At 42.4% G+C, this 15,895-nt stretch carries 16 protein-coding genes and 1 other annotated feature; of the genes, 15 read left to right on the top strand and 1 reads right to left on the bottom strand.

Annotation, left to right across the window (positions count from 1 at the left end; genetic code table 11):
* Positions 1 to 32 precede the first annotated feature (32 nt).
* From PGLA_RS23570 to PGLA_RS23525, 9 genes are all read left to right on the top strand, one after another.
* Positions 33 to 371 carry a YlmC/YmxH family sporulation protein gene (locus PGLA_RS23570; RefSeq protein WP_068537641.1) on the top strand — a complete coding sequence of 113 codons (339 nt, stop codon included), beginning with the start codon at positions 33 to 35 and terminating at the stop codon, positions 369 to 371.
* A 158-nt stretch (positions 372 to 529) separates the two neighbouring features.
* The gene (gene pgeF, locus PGLA_RS23565) at positions 530 to 1,324 is read left to right on the top strand and encodes a peptidoglycan editing factor PgeF (RefSeq protein ID WP_245700335.1); all 795 of its coding nucleotides are present in this window, start codon (positions 530 to 532) and stop codon (positions 1,322 to 1,324) included.
* Positions 1,325 to 1,334: 10 nt separating this feature from the next.
* Entirely contained in the window at positions 1,335 to 2,024 is a 690-nt protein-coding gene (locus tag PGLA_RS23560) for a YggS family pyridoxal phosphate-dependent enzyme (protein ID WP_068537639.1), read from the top strand.
* Between the two features lie 2 nt (positions 2,025 to 2,026).
* Positions 2,027 to 2,470 (top strand): cell division protein SepF, encoded by a 444-nt coding sequence (locus PGLA_RS23555; protein ID WP_068537638.1) that lies wholly within the window; start codon positions 2,027 to 2,029, stop codon positions 2,468 to 2,470.
* 34 nt (positions 2,471 to 2,504) lie between these two features.
* On the top strand, positions 2,505 to 2,747 hold the full coding sequence (locus tag PGLA_RS23550; RefSeq protein ID WP_145939667.1) for a YggT family protein: 243 nt from the start codon (positions 2,505 to 2,507) through the stop codon (positions 2,745 to 2,747).
* An 8-nt stretch (positions 2,748 to 2,755) separates the two neighbouring features.
* Positions 2,756 to 3,538 (top strand): YlmH family RNA-binding protein, encoded by a 783-nt coding sequence (locus PGLA_RS23545; protein WP_068537636.1) that lies wholly within the window; start codon positions 2,756 to 2,758, stop codon positions 3,536 to 3,538.
* A 100-nt stretch (positions 3,539 to 3,638) separates the two neighbouring features.
* Positions 3,639 to 4,124, top strand: coding sequence for a DivIVA domain-containing protein (locus tag PGLA_RS23540; RefSeq protein WP_068537635.1), 486 nt, complete (start codon positions 3,639 to 3,641; stop codon positions 4,122 to 4,124).
* A gap of 63 nt (positions 4,125 to 4,187) precedes the next feature.
* Positions 4,188 to 4,457, top strand: a binding site (T-box leader).
* An 861-nt stretch (positions 4,458 to 5,318) separates the two neighbouring features.
* The gene (gene ileS, locus PGLA_RS23530) at positions 5,319 to 8,408 is read left to right on the top strand and encodes an isoleucine--tRNA ligase (protein WP_068537633.1); all 3,090 of its coding nucleotides are present in this window, start codon (positions 5,319 to 5,321) and stop codon (positions 8,406 to 8,408) included.
* A 138-nt stretch (positions 8,409 to 8,546) separates the two neighbouring features.
* Positions 8,547 to 8,870: a DUF5665 domain-containing protein gene (locus PGLA_RS23525; protein ID WP_245700284.1), complete on the top strand. Its 324-nt coding sequence runs from the start codon at positions 8,547 to 8,549 to the stop codon at positions 8,868 to 8,870.
* 44 nt (positions 8,871 to 8,914) lie between these two features.
* Here the strand turns inward: PGLA_RS23525 and PGLA_RS23520 are convergent, their stop codons facing one another.
* Positions 8,915 to 9,643, bottom strand: coding sequence for a TraR/DksA C4-type zinc finger protein (locus PGLA_RS23520; RefSeq protein WP_068537632.1), 729 nt, complete (start codon positions 9,641 to 9,643; stop codon positions 8,915 to 8,917).
* A gap of 238 nt (positions 9,644 to 9,881) precedes the next feature.
* Here PGLA_RS23520 and lspA point away from each other — a divergent pair, with 238 nt between their 5' ends.
* The 6 genes from lspA to PGLA_RS23490 all read left to right on the top strand — a co-directional run bounded on the left by lspA (position 9,882) and on the right by PGLA_RS23490 (position 15,872).
* Positions 9,882 to 10,373, top strand: coding sequence for a signal peptidase II (gene lspA, locus PGLA_RS23515; protein ID WP_068537631.1), 492 nt, complete (start codon positions 9,882 to 9,884; stop codon positions 10,371 to 10,373).
* On the top strand, positions 10,370 to 11,329 hold the full coding sequence (locus PGLA_RS23510) for an RluA family pseudouridine synthase (protein ID WP_068537630.1): 960 nt from the start codon (positions 10,370 to 10,372) through the stop codon (positions 11,327 to 11,329). Before lspA ends, PGLA_RS23510 begins: the two co-directional genes overlap by 4 nt.
* A 95-nt stretch (positions 11,330 to 11,424) precedes the next feature.
* Positions 11,425 to 12,678: an LL-diaminopimelate aminotransferase gene (locus PGLA_RS23505; protein ID WP_068537629.1), complete on the top strand. Its 1,254-nt coding sequence runs from the start codon at positions 11,425 to 11,427 to the stop codon at positions 12,676 to 12,678.
* 307 nt (positions 12,679 to 12,985) lie between these two features.
* Positions 12,986 to 13,570 (top strand): bifunctional pyr operon transcriptional regulator/uracil phosphoribosyltransferase PyrR, encoded by a 585-nt coding sequence (gene pyrR, locus PGLA_RS23500; RefSeq protein ID WP_068537628.1) that lies wholly within the window; start codon positions 12,986 to 12,988, stop codon positions 13,568 to 13,570.
* The gene (locus PGLA_RS23495; RefSeq protein ID WP_068537627.1) at positions 13,567 to 14,478 is read left to right on the top strand and encodes an aspartate carbamoyltransferase catalytic subunit; all 912 of its coding nucleotides are present in this window, start codon (positions 13,567 to 13,569) and stop codon (positions 14,476 to 14,478) included. Before pyrR ends, PGLA_RS23495 begins: the two co-directional genes overlap by 4 nt.
* 104 nt (positions 14,479 to 14,582) lie before the next feature.
* Positions 14,583 to 15,872 carry a dihydroorotase gene (locus tag PGLA_RS23490; protein WP_211269617.1) on the top strand — a complete coding sequence of 430 codons (1,290 nt, stop codon included), beginning with the start codon at positions 14,583 to 14,585 and terminating at the stop codon, positions 15,870 to 15,872.
* Positions 15,873 to 15,895 lie beyond the last annotated feature (23 nt).

Here is a 15,895-nt window from a genome sequence, read left to right as displayed (position 1 = left end):
ATATATAACTATATTTCTGAAGGTGTGAAGCTATGATTCCAGAAAAGAAAATGGTGGGGATGATGATGAAAATCTCCGATTTTCAAACCAAAGATGTTATTAACATTGTGGACGGTAAACGATTGGGCCAAATCAGTGATTTAGAACTTGATCTTCGGCAAGGCCGAATTGAGGCGATCGTCGTTCCTAGCTATAGTAGATTTATGGGGCTATTCGGTGGTCGTAGTGATCTTATTATTCCTTGGCAAAATATTGTAAAGATAGGGTCTGATGTCGTTTTAGTGAAAATGGAGGAAATGAAGGCTTTGGAACAAGAAAAGGATATGGATAGAACGGATCGATTGGATCGAGCTGATCGCCGATCGTATTAAGAGGGTTTATCTAAAGTTTTCAGTAGGAAAACTGACTTCGAAAGCATAGTCTTTGGTTTTCAGTAGGAAAACTAAAAATATGGTACACTGGAACAGAGGTGAATTGAATGGAACCATTTGTAGTGAATAATCGTAGAGATGAGGATCCGGCTTTGTTTATGCTGGAACCTTGGACCTCTTTCGATAAAATAACCGTAGGATTTACAGGACGACATGGAGGAACTAGTAAATCTCCATATGAGAGTCTGAACTGCGCTTTTCATGTTGACGATGACCCAGGTGATGTAATAATTAATCGCCATAGAATAGTTGAGACATTAAGTTTCCCTTATCAAGCATGGACGTGTGGTGAACAGGTTCATAGTAATCATGTGGAAATCGTTCATCTTGAAGATAAAGGTCGCGGTAACCTCGATCGATCATCTGCATTTCAGAATACGGATGGGTTGCTCACGAATGTCCCAGGTGTACTCTTAACTTCTTTTTATGCGGATTGCGTGCCGTTATATTTCTATGATCCCTTTAAACAAGTCGTTGGGCTTGCTCATGCGGGCTGGAAAGGGACAGTATCAAGAATAGCCTCAACCATGGTAGATAAGATGGCCCAAGAGTATGGTAGCCATGCTCATGACATACGAGCTGCTATTGGACCTTCGATTGGGTCATGCTGTTATGAAGTAGACGATAAGGTGATGTTATCGGTATATGATTTAGAAAAAGAAGTCATGGGTAGTAATAAGTATTCAGCGTCGTGGTATCTGAATAAAACAGACGGAAAAAGTATGCTAAACTTGAAAGAAATGAATCGACAGATTATGATGAAAGCAGGAATAATGCCGAGTCATATCGAATGTACAACATATTGTACAAGTTGCCGCAATGATTTGTTCTTCTCTTATCGTAAAGATGGAGGAACTACAGGACGTATGGCTAGTTGGTTAGGCTTAAAGTGAGGTGGTTTTTTTGACATTGAAAGATCGAATTAACGACGTAGAAATGCGCATAAATGATGCTTGCATAAGAAGTGGAAGATCCAGAGAAGATGTACATGTGGTTGCTGTTACTAAGTATGTCTCATTGGAGATGACAGCTGAAGTTCTGAATCAAGGGCTCATTCATGTGGGTGAGAATCGATGGCAGAACGCTGAAGAGAAGTGGAATACATTAGGTAATCAAGGCGTCTGGCATTTCATCGGACATCTTCAGACGAACAAGGTGAAGGATATCATCGATAAGTTTCAATATATCCACTCTCTGGATCGTCTTTCGCTAGCTCAAACACTAGAGAGTAAAGCGAAATCCTTGGGATTAGTAGTGCAGGTGTTTGTCCAAGTTAATATCTCAGGCGAAGATACCAAATATGGTTTATCACCTGAGAAAGTGGCTTCTTTTCTTGAAGAGATTAAGCAATTATCTCATATTAAAGTCGTTGGCTTGATGACTATGGCTCCATTTGAGGGGCATCCTGAAGATACACGGCCGATATTCCGAGCTTTAAGGGAATTGAGAGATGAGCTTAACCGTCAGTCCCTTACACACGAACCTATCACAGAATTGTCAATGGGGATGTCGAACGATTTCGAAGTCGCGATTGAAGAAGGATCTACTTGGGTACGTTTAGGATCTATTCTAGTAGGGAAAGAGGAGGGTTAAAGATGGGTGTTATGAATCGTTTTATGAACTTTATGGGCTTGCAAGAGGAAGAAGAGATAACCGAGCGTGAGCCCCTTGCAGCGGATGAAGAGGAATTCACGACAACGAATCCAGAACCACGTAAGAATCAAAGAAGTAATGTCGTTAGCATTCACTCACAGAAAAATGTTAAAGTAGTATTAGCTGAGCCACGTTCATATGATGAAGCTCAGGAGATTGCAGATCATTTGCGTTCTCATCGTACAGTTGTGATGAATTTGCAACGTGTCCGGAATGATCAAGCCTTACGTATAATCGATTTTGTCAGTGGAACGGTGTATGCTTTAAGTGGAAGTATTTCAAAAATTGGTGGTAACATATTTCTATGCACCCCAGATACAGTCGAAATCCAAGGGAATATCTCGGAGATTTTAGCTGAAGAACTAGAATATAACAGAATGAGGTGAGCCCCCTTTGGCACAGGTTGATCGGATTATTACAATGCTTTTCGAAATTTACTTTTATATGATTGTAATTTATGTATTGATGTCATGGCTTCCAAACTTACGTGAGAATTTCATAGGTGAGCTATTGACTAAGTTGGTTGAACCGTATTTATCTGTGTTCCGCCGATTTATTCCACCGATTATGGGAATGCTTGATATTTCTCCAATTATTGCGTTGTTCGTATTGCAATTTGTCCAAAGTGGATTGAAATTCATTGTCTTCAAGATATTCTTCTAGGGGTAACTATGCGATTGGATATACTAGATCATTTTCACCCAGATGAACGGGAGTTTGTGGACAGAGCTTGGGAATGGGTCGTTAATGCTGGCGAATATCATGAAGTGAAACTGACAGATTTTCTGGATCCTAGGCAATCTTTTATACTGCAAACATTAGTTAATCGACATCCTGATGTACATATTCGATTAAGTGGTGGTTATGCTGAAGCTGAAAGATGCCGTGCAATTGTCGCCCCCGATTATCGTGATCTAGACAACGAAGATATGGGGATGGCTGTACTAAGTATCTACTCAGGTGATCAGAAATTTCTTCAACTCGATCATGGTGATTATATGGGTGCCATTCTTAATTTGGGTATTAAGCGGAGTAAGATAGGTGACATCCATGTGTTGGAGGATGGTTGCCATACGGTCGTAGGAGAAGATATTGCATCATACCTTCATATGCAACTTAATCAAGTGCACCGTGTTCATGTACAGAGTGAGGTTTTACCGCTAGAATCATTGCGGACAAGTAAAGTCTCACTTGAAACCATGGACCTTACGGTCGCTTCTTTGCGTCTTGATGGTATTTGTGCAGATGTGTACCGACTTAGTCGTAGTAAAATTTTAGTGCCGATTAAAGCTGGACGATGCCGGGTTAATTGGAAAGCAGAAGAGAATCCCTCCTCGGCTTTAAAAGAAGGAGATGTCGTTTCTCTTCAAACCTTTGGGCGGTTCAAGGTTCTAGAGACTGGAGAAATGACGAAAAAAGGACGTTACCGTGTAAAAATCGGAAAATTTCTGTGAATACATTGCAGGAAGTCAGTACTTCTTGTCGAATTGAGTTATCCAAGGTCAATTAATGGATTCAATTTTTTGAACCGAAATTTTCAGGAGGTGCACATCCATGCCATTAACACCATTGGACATACATAACAAAGAATTTGCCCGCAGAATTCGCGGTTATGATGAAGATGAAGTGAATGAATTCTTGGATCAAGTGATAAAGGACTATGAGGGTGTCATTCGGGAAAACAAAGAATTACAGAACCAAATGTTTACTCTTCAAGAACGATTAGATCATTTCATAAATATTGAAGATTCTCTTTCCAAGACAATTATTGTAGCCCAAGAAGCTGCAGATGATGTGAAAACTAATGCTAAGAAAGAATCACAATTAATCATTAAAGAATCCGAAAAGAATGCGGATCGGATTATCAATGAAGCGTTATCTAAATCACGGAAAATTTCGATGGAAATTGAAGAATTGAAAAAGCAGGCATCTATTTATCGGACCCGTTTCCGTAGTCTCGTTGAAGCTCAATTGGAGTTACTTAGCATGGATGGATGGGAAACATTGGAGAGCCGTGAAGAAGCAAAGGAAGTCTATTAGGCCTTACTCGGGTTGACTTTTTCTGCGAAAGAAGCTATAACTAAAGTCATAATCTGATTTTTACTGAATTTGATGATGGGATAAGTACCATAAGGAACTGTTCTTCAGAGAGTTGGCATTATGCTGAAAGCCAATGTACAGACCTTTAGCGGAAGATCCTCCCGGAGAAGTGAAGCTGAAACGTCCTTGACGCGTGTAAGCTAAACCGGTCTGCCGAACGTTATATCGGCTCCATGTTTTTAAGATCAGCATGGACTTGAGATGTCGCTTATGAAGTGTTTTATTTATGAGCGGAATTAGGGTGGTAACGCGAGCTAAAGTCTCGTCCCTTTGGGGATGGGGCTTTTTTTGTGCGCACTAATCCCCCTAAATCCCCCTTGATAAGGGGGACCCCAGAGGGCCTGCCCTCTGGACTCCTGAAAGTTTGGTGGAGGGAGTTAGCGTGCGGAGGGGAGTTAGGCTATTGGTGGGAACGGTTCTTCCTCGACTCTCTTCGGGGTTATCTCGGTCACCTTCCATGCGAAGGGTGCCTAGCCGGCTTCGCTCCTCGTTATGCACTGACGAATGTGAGGGAATGCGATGCTCGTGAGTTACTTTGCGGGTGAGTGGAAGTCCCAGCCTCGACTCCCCTAACGGGGACATCTTCGGGGTCTTCCACCACGGCGGGGTAGTTAGGCTTGAGGCAGGTCTACAGACGAATGAGGGACTGCGACGCTCGTGAGTTACTTTGAGGGTTGTGGAAGTCCCGACCTCGACTCCCCTAACGGGGACATCTTCGGGGTCTTCCACCACGGCGGGGAGTTGGGCTTGGCGCAGGTCAACGGACGAATGAGGGATTGCGACGTTCTTGAGTTACTTTGTGGGTGAGTAGAAGTCCCGACCTCGACTCCCCTATGGGGTCGTCCTCGGGGTCTTCCAACGTGGCGGGGTAGCTGGGCTTGGTGCAGGTCAAAGGACGAATGAGGTCATGCTACGAATTTGGTAGCTCTAACAAGAAGCGTGCCTTATACTTTGCGAAGGCAAAGTATAAGGAGAAAAGCGAGGATACGCTCCCAAATGAACTAGATACAGCCTATGTAGGTATCACGACGAAATTTTGGGTGTCCAGAGGGCGTGCCCTCGGAATCCCCCTTACAAAGGGGGACTTAGGGGGATGGCTCCTCGGCCCTCACATATTGAAAGGAATGATCATTGATGAATAGAGTAGATGTCAAAGAAAAAGCTCGCGCTAGAGAGCAGCGTATTCTGAAGAAATGGAAAGATGAGAATACGCTTAGTAAAACTATGGTGAATCGTGAAGATAAACCGAATTTTGTGTTTTATGAGGGACCACCAACTGCGAATGGTAAGCCGCATATCGGTCACGTCCTTGGACGGGTAATCAAGGATTTCATCGGTCGCTACCAGACGATGAAAGGATATCATGTCGTACGTAAAGCGGGCTGGGATACACATGGTCTTCCGGTAGAGTTAGGGGTACAGAAGCAACTAGGAATCTCACATAAGCAAGAGATCGAAGAATATGGCGTGGAAGCTTTTATCAAGAAGTGTAAGGAAAGTGTGTTTGTCTACGAACAGCAGTGGCGTGATCTTACTGAAGCTATTGGTTATTGGACAGATCTCGATAATCCATACATCACATTAGATAATAAATACATTGAGAGTGTGTGGAACATTCTTGCTACTGTGCATGACAAGGAGCTTCTATATCGTGGGCACCGCGTTAGTCCATATTGTCCAGATTGCCAAACAACGCTCAGTTCTCATGAAGTAGCACAAGGTTATAAGGATGTTAAGGATCTGAGTGCTACAGCTAAGTTTAAGTTGCATGACAGCGGTGAATATGTTCTAGCTTGGACAACAACACCTTGGACATTACCTGCACACGTAGCACTTGCTGTGAATCCAGATATCGAATATGCACGTGTGAAGCAGGAAGATGGCGTATACATCGTTGCTAAGAAATTAGTGGAAGATGTAATCAATGGTGAGCATGAGGTTATTGGTACGCTGAAAGGTTCGGATTTGGTTGGTAAGACTTACGATCCTCCGTTTAATTATGTTCAAGTAGAGAAATCCAATGTGGTTGTTGGTGCGAAATATGTAACGGATTCTAGTGGTACGGGTATCGTTCATATGGCTGCAGCTCATGGTGAAGATGACTATAGAGTATGTAAAGAGAATGACATCACTTTTGTGAATGTCGTTAATTTACAAGGTTGTTACGTCGATGAAGTCACTGATTTAGCTGGACGTTTTGTTAAAGACTGTGATGTGGATATTATCAAAATGCTATCCGAGAGTGGCAGACTATACAGCAAACAGAAATATGAACATAGTTATCCGTTCTGCTGGAGATGTGATACTCCGCTACTGTATTATGCAATGGATAGTTGGTTTATTAAGACAACAGCCATCAAGGATCAATTGATTGCTAATAATAATGAAGTAGAGTGGTTCCCTGGTCATATACGTGAAGGGCGTTTCGGTAAATTCCTAGAGGATCTAGTGGATTGGAACATTAGCCGTGATCGTTATTGGGGGACACCGTTAAATATCTGGGTATGTGAAGAAACGGGAGAACAGTTCGCACCTCACAGTATTGCAGAGCTTAGAGCTCGTGCTATCGGGGATGTACCTGAGAACCTGGAACTGCATAAACCATATGTAGATGACGTTAAAGTTCGTAGTTCATGCGGTAAATACATCATGACTCGTACACCTGAAGTGATCGATGTGTGGTTTGATAGTGGTTCCATGCCGTTTGCGCAACAACATTATCCTTTCGAGAATCAAGAAACGTTCGAAGCGCAGTATCCTGCTGATATGATCTGTGAAGGAATTGATCAGACTCGTGGATGGTTCTACAGTCTATTGGCCGTCTCTACAATGCTGACTGGGAAAGCTCCGTATAAAGCTGTTATGGCGACAGGACACGTTCTTGATGAGCAAGGACAGAAGATGTCTAAGTCCAAGGGGAATGTTATTGATCCATGGGAGATCATTGAAGAGTATGGAACGGATGCGTTCCGTTGGGCACTGCTGTCTGATAGTGCACCTTGGAATAGCAAACGTTTCTCCAAAGGTATCGTAGGTGAAGCGAAGTCTAAGATGGTTGATACGCTAGTGAATACACATGCTTTCCTAACTCTTTATGCAGGAATTGACGGTTATAATCCGGCTGAGCATCCGTTCCAACCTTCGAATCACAAGCTTGATCGTTGGATTGTATCTCGCTTGAACAGCGTGATCAAAACAGTCGATAAAGGACTTGCTGTAAATGATTTCTTGAATGCTGCGAAGGCTATTGAAGATTATATCGATGAGCTTAGTAACTGGTATATTCGCCGTTCACGTGATCGCTTCTGGGGAAGTGGTCTTACCGAAGATAAGCTTGATGCATACCGTACATTGACAGAAGTCTTGATCACAACGGCTAAGCTTATTGCTCCATTCACACCGATGTTGGCTGAAGATATTTACTTGAATCTTAGTGGTGGAGAAAGTGTTCATCTAGATGATTATCCGCAAGCAAATGAATCACTCATTGATGAGTCATTAGAACAAGATATGGAGACTGCACGTCGCGTTGTAGAACTTGCACGTAATGTTCGTAATGAGACGGGTATTAAGACACGTCAGCCATTGTCTGAATTGATCGTGTCCATTGATCGTAATTTTGATCTACCTGGATATGAAGATATTATTAAAGAAGAAATCAACGTCAAGAATATCCACACACAGAGCGATGATAGTGGATTGGTTAACTTCACACTGAAGCTTAATTTGAAGGTTGGCGGTAAGAAATACGGTAAGAATGTAGGCTTCTTACAGAACTTCTTTAAGGAAATGACTTCCGAAGAAACGCGTAAAGCCGTGGAAAGTGGCATTCTTAATGTTGTGTCCCCTGAGGGAGAAGAGTTGCAAATTACTCCAGATGAATTGTTGATCGACAAACATGCTAAATCTGGGTTCGCCTCTGCTTCAGGCTATGGGATTACAGTGGCACTAAATACTGAAATTACGCCTGAATTGGAACAAGAAGGCTGGGTTCGTGAGGTTGTCCGCGCAGTCCAAGATTATCGTAAGAAACTTGATCTTCCGATTGAGAAACGTATTGTCTTGACGCTAGATGTTACGGATGAATTAAAAGCTGCAATTACAGCTTTTGATCACGTACTACGTGAAAATGTGTTGGTTAATGAAGTATTGTATGGTTCTAAGGAAGCGATGGAACAAATTGAAATCGCAGGGAATCCTGTAGGGATCCATATTGCAGGTTAATACGATGGATTTTGGAACATAATAGTAATAATTAAAGAAGAAACGAGCCTTAAGCCCAATACTCGGGATGATTTATCCCGAACAGGCTAGGGCTCGTTTCTTCTTAGTTAAGAGCGAGTTCCAAAAGGAGAAGAAGATATGGAGCAAGGGAATAACGATTCTACTGTGCAGAAAGACTTCTCAGAAGAGACGCACACACTGCTGGTCAAGGTGGCACAGAGCCTAGAGGAATCGCGAATTCAAGAATACACGCAATTGTTACATCGACCTTGGCGTTTAATTTGGCTTAATGTACTATCCGGTACTGCACGCGGCGTAGGAATTGCCGTGGGCTTTACTTTTTTTGCGGCTACGATTCTTTATTTCTTACAACTTCTTGGGGCATTGAATTTACCCATCATAGGAGATTACATTGCAGATATTGTGCGTATCGTGCAACGTCAGCTGGAGTTAGATTATTAAATGTCTTATGATGCATTAAAATCTACTCTATGATGATCTCATGATTACATTGTTGGGTCATCTTCAAGGGAGTTAACGCCTTCCCCTTTTTCCATATAAGCGAAATAGTGGCGATTACGTATAATTCCTATGGGATTTCCTTCAATATCTGAGGCTAGAAAGCTTTCTAGGGGTTCAACACACCCTTCTATTTCTTCATCTGCCTCAATGGCCATTTCATTATAGCTTTCGATATTATTCCCTTCAGCCATAGCAGGAGAATTAGATGTACCCCATCGTTCTAGGGTTTGCCAGGTATCTTCTCCATCGAATCCATTCTGATCGTCACGTTCATCCAAGCTGGTTCGTCCAAATGGAGGCATGAGGAGCTCTTCTTCTACAGGGCGATCATTGGATACGACCTGTCTTGGAGAATGATCTTTACAGAAACCCGTTTCTGGAACAGCTTCTAGACGATCATAGGGAATAACTTGATGACAAATGCTACAGCGACCATAAGTTCCATTGTCTATCCGAGCTAGAGAGGTCTCAATTCTCTCCAATTGCAAGGCATCATGCTCCAGAAGCGAGATATCCATCTCACGGTAATAAAGTTCGGTTGCTACGTCAGCTGGATGGTTGTCAATATTAGACAGTTCTCCGGTTGAATCGCGCATTGCATCTTCAAGACCATAATGATCATTGTCTTTGGTACGTTGTATAAGGTCTTCTCGTTCAAGCTCCAACTGACGACGTAGATGATTGATTTGGGAAGGTGATAGTGATTGTGTCATTTTGAGGCTCCTTTCTGGTACTAAGGGAGAATCACATTTTACTCTCTTACTATAGAGTGTGCGCATTATCGTTTTTTTACATAAGGGAAATGTTCTCGGCTTTGGCCCTTTATGGACGATTTTGGACCGCCTGTGCTACAATGGACGAGTCTATAATACGTAGTTTTACCATTCACTTACCATTCTCTAATGATAAAGTGATCTGGTGGAAATCATAAGAATGGAGTGACATGTTGCTGTGATATACTACATAATTGCGTTCGTTGCTTTTTTGGTGGATCAAGGAACTAAATATTTGATTGCCAGCCGGATGGAATTGACTGAACAAATACCGGTGATTGGCAATTTTTTTCTGATAACATCACATCGGAATCGCGGTGCAGCTTTCGGTATTCTTGAGGATCAACGATGGTTCTTTATTATCGTTACGACGATTGTAGTTATCGGGATCATTTGGTATTTACAGAAAGTGATGAAAACGAACAATAAATTGTTACCACTAGCACTTAGTTTAGTACTTGGTGGAGCAATCGGGAATTTTATTGATCGTATTTTGACCGGTGAAGTCGTAGATTTCCTGCAATTCAATTTCGGAAGTTATCAATTCCCGATTTTTAATGTTGCGGATTCTTGCATCGTTATTGGTGTAGGGCTTATAATTTTGGATTCATTGCTTGATATGAAAAGAAACCCAGTTAATCCGAAAACGGAAGGAAATGAAGAAACATGAATGACATCGAGACTCACGGAGATGAACTTTTTAATACAGATTTAGAAACGCGAGAGTGGACCGTTGAAGAGGATTTTGCTAAAGAGCGAATTGATAAATATATAACCGAGGTATGGGAAGAAGAGGTCTCTCGTTCACAGGTCCAACTGTGGATTACAGGTGAACACGTTAAGGTGAATGGCAATACGGTGAAGGCAAATTATAAGCTATCTGTGGGTGATAAAGTTGAGGTCGTTGTTCCTGAACTAGTATCGGTTGAGATTGTGGCTGATAACATTCCACTTGAGGTTGTTTATGAAGATCACGATCTTATCGTAATAAATAAGCCAAGAGGGATGGTGGTGCATCCAGCGCCTGGTCATTCTTCAGGGACGCTCGTTAATGCTCTGATGTACCATTGTAAAGATCTATCAGGTATTAATGGCGAATTACGTCCAGGCATTGTACATCGCATCGATAAAGATACTTCTGGACTGATTATGGCTGCGAAGAATGATAAAGCACATGCTTCTCTTGCAGCACAGCTGAAAGAGCATACCGTGACTCGACGTTATATTGCACTCGTTCATGGTAGTATCAGTCATGATCAAGGAACTGTAGATGCGCCTATTGGACGTGATACGGTTGATCGTAAAATGTACACGGTTAAGGAGAAGAACAGTAAGCATGCCGTAACTCATTTTACAGTGAAGGAACGTCTTGGAGATTATACACTTCTCGAACTACAACTTGAGACAGGACGGACACATCAGATCCGTGTGCATATGAAGTTTATAGGCCATCCACTGGTTGGTGATCCTATTTATGGTCGTAATAAAGGAGTCAAACTAAAAGGCCAGGCGCTTCATGCTGCTGTATTAGGCTTCATACATCCATCAAGTGGGGAGTATATGGAGTTCAGTGCTGGCATTCCGGAAGAATTGGAAGAGTTGCTTGCAAGCCTGCGTAGCCGCTAAAAGTACAAATGATCAGTTCAATAGTCCATGGCATAAAGCTATGGATTTCTTCATATTTAGGAGAGAGATTACCTACTATAGGAGATGAACTAAATATGAGTATAAATCAATATCAAGAAACGTATATTCAATCGAATTTTGCTGAGCGCATCGGTGGAGCAAACTACGGTAAAGACACAGCTATATATAAATTTGAGAAGATTAAGCGGGCTAAGGTAGCTGCTCAGAAGGATTTTCCTGAGATCGAGTTAATTGATATGGGTGTGGGAGAACCAGACGAAATGGCGGACGCTGGAATTGTGGCCAAGCTAGCTGAAGAAGCTGCTAAACCTGAGAACAGAGGTTATGCGGACAATGGCATTGTTGCATTCAAAGAAGCAGCAGCGAAATATTTGAAAGAAGTATTCCGTGTTGATGGAATTGATCCTGTTAATGAAATTGTCCATTCAATTGGTTCCAAACCTGCACTTGCGATGTTACCATCTTGTTTTATCAATCCTGGGGATATCACGATAATGACGGTACCTGGGTACCCAGTGCTCGGTACGCATACTAAGTATTTGGGTGGAGAAGTATACACTGTTGAGTTGAAAAAGGAGAATCAATTCTTACCAAATCTAAATGATATCCCTGAAGATATTGCCCGTCGTGCGAAGTTGCTGTATCTGAATTACCCGAATAATCCAACGGGTGCTAGCGCAACGGTGGAATTCTTTACTCAAGTGGTAGCGTGGGCGAAGAAATTCGATGTCGTAGTTGTTCATGACGCACCTTATGCAGCCTTAACTTATGATGGCTTGAAGCCACTAAGTTTCTTGTCTATCCCAGGTGCTAAGGATGTTGGTATAGAACTACACTCATTGTCTAAATCATATAACATGACAGGATGGCGTATTGGGTTTGTGGCTGGGAACCCATTGATTGTAAAAGCATTCAGTGATGTGAAGGACAACAATGACTCGGGTCAGTTCATTGCGATCCAAAAGGCAGCAGTATACGCTTTGTCTCATCCGGCAATTACAGAAGAAATTGCTCTTAAGTATTCCCGTCGTCATAACTTATTGGTAGATGCTCTGAATGAACTGGGTTTCACGGCAGAGAAACCAAAAGGATCTTTTTTCCTTTACGTTGAGGCTCCAAAAGGAGTTAAAGGAGGTCAACGATTTGCATCGGGCGAAGATTTCTCTCAATTCCTCATTCGTGAGAAGTTGATTTCAACGGTTCCATGGGATGATGCAGGTCATTTCGTTCGTTTCTCAGTAACGTTCATTGCGAAGGGTGAAGAACAAGAGAAACTTGTTATTAGTGAAATTAAACGCCGATTGAGTGATGTTGAATTTGAATTTTAAAAGAAAGGTACTTGCCTCTGGCAGGTACCTTTTTCCATGTCGCTCAGAGTTGACATCATGATGTCGTTCTGTCATAATCCTTGTAGAAGAATAGCACCTTTAATTCAGTCCCGTGAGACTGGCAAGGTTACGTGAACCGAGGTTCACCGCATGACACTCGTCTGTTTTGGTACGAGTTGTGATGTGGCGCCTCTCATTCAATCGAATGGTCGATTGAATGACTAGTAAACTCCTTGCCTATGGGCAAGGAGTTTTTTGTTATGTCGCCGAAGATTATGAGAAAATTCCTTAAGAGGAGCAATGAATAATGATTAAAGAAGTGCACGTTATTATGGATGAGACAGCTATACGTAGGGCATTGAGCAGAATCGCACATGAGATTCTGGAGAAGAACAAAGGGATTGAAGACTGTATCCTAATCGGAATTCGCAGGCGTGGTGTTTACCTGGCTCAGCGAATAGCGGAACGAATTAAGGAAATTGAAGGAACTCCAATCATTTGTGGCGAGTTGGATGTAACCGCCTATCGCGATGATCGCTTAGAAGATCGTACCCTTGTTTTGGAAGACGGAGATCTTGCTGTGAATCAATTGAAAAACAGCTTGGGAAATGTAAGTATACATGATAAAAAAATTATTTTGTTCGATGATGTACTTTATACGGGCCGCACGATTCGTGCAGCGATGGACGCCCTGATGGATTGCGGACGGCCTCGAATGATTCAGCTGGCGGTGCTAGCAGATCGAGGGCATCGAGAGTTGCCTATACGACCGGACTATATAGGAAAGAATGTACCTACTTCAAATCATGAAAAGATTCATGTAGCACTGATGGAGTTAGATGGTAAAGATGAGGTCACCATCTCGCAATCCAGAGAGGAGAGAAATTCATGACGACAGCAATCAACTTGAAAGATCGTAGCCTACTTGGCTTAAAAGACATAAGTCGAAATGAAATTGAGTCGATTCTAGATAGAGCAGCATACTGGGAAGCGCAGACTGAGAAAGTTATCCCAATTCTAAGTTCGCAGTTTGTCGCTAATATGTTTTTTGAGAATAGTACAAGAACAAGATTCTCATTTGAAATGGCTGAGAAACGACTGGGAGCCGAGGTGCTGAATTTTGCAGCAGCAGCTTCTAGTGTAGAGAAGGGCGAGTCCATCTACGATACGGTGAGAACACTTGAATCGATGGGTATTGATGCAGGGGTCATTCGAATGAAGCCAGATGGAATACTACAGAATTTAGCGGAGACCATCAAGGTTCCATTGATTAATGCAGGGGATGGCAATAATGAGCACCCTACGCAAGCTCTACTTGATTTGTATACGATGCGGAAGAAATTTGGAGAACTAAGGGGTTTGAAGGTATCCATTATCGGAGATATACGACATAGTCGTGTTGCACGTTCGAACTTGTGGGCATTACAGAAATTTGGAGCTCAGGTCAGCTTCTGTGCACCTGAAAGTATGGCAGCTCCAGAACTTGAACAACATGCTCCTTATATATCAATGGATGAGGCGCTACAGTCTGATGTCGTTATGATGTTACGTGTTCAGTTGGAACGTCATGCAACTGGGATACTGAAATCAGGGAATGAGTACAGAGAACAGTATGGTTTGACAGAGGCAAGGGCGTCCAAGTTATCCAAGAATACGATGATTATGCATCCAGCACCTGTTAACCGAAATGTGGAGATTGATGACGCTGTTGTAGAAAGTGCTCAGTCCTTTATCTTCTCACAAATGAGTAATGGCGTACCTATTAGAATGGCAGTTATGGAACGTGCATTAAGAAAGTAAGACAAATAGACATAAGTACATTTATTAATAATTATACACAAATATGAATTTTTATTATACAATAGATTGAAGCCAACGTGCTCAATCAACGAGCGGAGGGTATCATGTTAACGATTATTGCAAATGCGAGTGTACTTGATAAGCAGGGGAAGCTGGAGAAAAAACATATTCTACTTGAGAACGGTACTATCAAATCACTAGTGGATGGTCATGTAGACCTTACGGATATTCAACAAGAAGCCTCAGAAGTCGTCGATGCAGATGGTAAGTTAGTCACGCCAGGTTTTATAGATATGCATGTGCATTTGCGTGAACCAGGCTATGAGCATAAAGAAACGATCGAAAGTGGAAGTCGTTCAGCGGCAAAAGGTGGATTCACAACGATTGCATGCATGCCAAACACAAGACCGATAACCGACAGTCCTGATGTCATTAAGCTAATTCTTGAGAAGGCAAGTGAGGCAGGGCTGGTTAAGGTCTTACCTTATGCAGCGATTACCAAGAATGAGCTTGGACGTGAACTAACGGATTTCGCAGCTTTGAAAGAAGCGGGAGCTATTGGTTTCACAGATGATGGAGTGGGTGTCCAGAACGCACAAATGATGAAGGATGCTATGAAGATAGCTGCCGACCTTCAGATGCCAGTTATTGCTCACTGTGAAGATAATTCATTAGTCGTTGGAGCATGTGTTGCAGAAGGCGAATTTGCTACAAAACATGGCTTAAAAGGTATTCCGAATGAATCAGAAGCGATTCATGTCGGCCGTGACATTCTGCTAGCTGAAGCAACAGGTGTTCATTATCATGTTTGCCATGTGAGTACAGAACAATCCGTTCGGCTGATTCGTCAAGCGAAGGAAATTGGTATTCGTGTGACTGCAGAAGTATGTCCACATCACCTAGTTCTATCAGAACAAGATATTCCGGGTCTCGACGCGAACTGGAAAATGAATCCACCACTTCGTTCGAAACGTGATGTGGAAGCTTGTATCGAAGGTTTGCTTGACGGGACGCTTGATATCATCGTTACGGATCATGCCCCACATAGCGCTGAAGAGAAAGCCAAAGGAATGGAACTCGCTCCGTTTGGGATTGTTGGATTCGAGACAGCATTTCCACTACTCTATACTAAATTCGTAGAAACAGGCTTGTGGGACTTATCTATGCTCGTACAGCGTATGACTGCTGATCCAGCTAAAGTGTTCGGTCTAAATACTGGGAACCTTGAAGTAGGAAGCCCAGCGGATCTTACAATGATCGATTTGGAAACTGAGAAAGTAGTCAATCCAGAGGATTTCCTAACAAAAGGGCGTAATACTCCTTTTACAAGATGGAAGCTAAAAGGATGGCCAGTTAAGACTTGGGTGGACGGAAACGTTGTTTGGTCAGAGTAAGAGTGAGCAGGTATGCTGTACCA

It is taken from the genome of Paenibacillus glacialis (assembly GCF_001637205.1).
Lineage (GTDB): Bacteria > Bacillota > Bacilli > Paenibacillales > Paenibacillaceae > Paenibacillus_AQ > Paenibacillus_AQ glacialis.
This window is presented reverse-complemented; position numbering and strand designations above follow the sequence as displayed.

What these genes read in the sequence shown, in the direction of transcription:
- PGLA_RS23570 (WP_068537641.1), top strand. Translation starts at nt 33, where the DNA reads ATGATTCCAGAAAAGAAAATGGTGGGGATGATGATGAAAATCTCCGAT.
- pgeF (WP_245700335.1), top strand. Translation starts at nt 530, where the DNA reads ATGCTGGAACCTTGGACCTCTTTCGATAAAATAACCGTAGGATTTACA.
- PGLA_RS23555 (WP_068537638.1), top strand. Translation starts at nt 2,027, where the DNA reads ATGGGTGTTATGAATCGTTTTATGAACTTTATGGGCTTGCAAGAGGAA.
- PGLA_RS23550 (WP_145939667.1), top strand. Translation starts at nt 2,505, where the DNA reads ATGCTTTTCGAAATTTACTTTTATATGATTGTAATTTATGTATTGATG.
- PGLA_RS23545 (WP_068537636.1), top strand. Translation starts at nt 2,756, where the DNA reads ATGCGATTGGATATACTAGATCATTTTCACCCAGATGAACGGGAGTTT.
- PGLA_RS23540 (WP_068537635.1), top strand. Translation starts at nt 3,639, where the DNA reads ATGCCATTAACACCATTGGACATACATAACAAAGAATTTGCCCGCAGA.
- ileS (WP_068537633.1), top strand. Translation starts at nt 5,319, where the DNA reads ATGAATAGAGTAGATGTCAAAGAAAAAGCTCGCGCTAGAGAGCAGCGT.
- PGLA_RS23525 (WP_245700284.1), top strand. Translation starts at nt 8,547, where the DNA reads ATGGAGCAAGGGAATAACGATTCTACTGTGCAGAAAGACTTCTCAGAA.
- PGLA_RS23520 (WP_068537632.1), bottom strand. Translation starts at nt 9,643, where the DNA reads ATGACACAATCACTATCACCTTCCCAAATCAATCATCTACGTCGTCAG.
- PGLA_RS23510 (WP_068537630.1), top strand. Translation starts at nt 10,370, where the DNA reads ATGAATGACATCGAGACTCACGGAGATGAACTTTTTAATACAGATTTA.
- PGLA_RS23505 (WP_068537629.1), top strand. Translation starts at nt 11,425, where the DNA reads ATGAGTATAAATCAATATCAAGAAACGTATATTCAATCGAATTTTGCT.
- pyrR (WP_068537628.1), top strand. Translation starts at nt 12,986, where the DNA reads ATGATTAAAGAAGTGCACGTTATTATGGATGAGACAGCTATACGTAGG.
- PGLA_RS23495 (WP_068537627.1), top strand. Translation starts at nt 13,567, where the DNA reads ATGACGACAGCAATCAACTTGAAAGATCGTAGCCTACTTGGCTTAAAA.
- PGLA_RS23490 (WP_211269617.1), top strand. Translation starts at nt 14,583, where the DNA reads ATGTTAACGATTATTGCAAATGCGAGTGTACTTGATAAGCAGGGGAAG.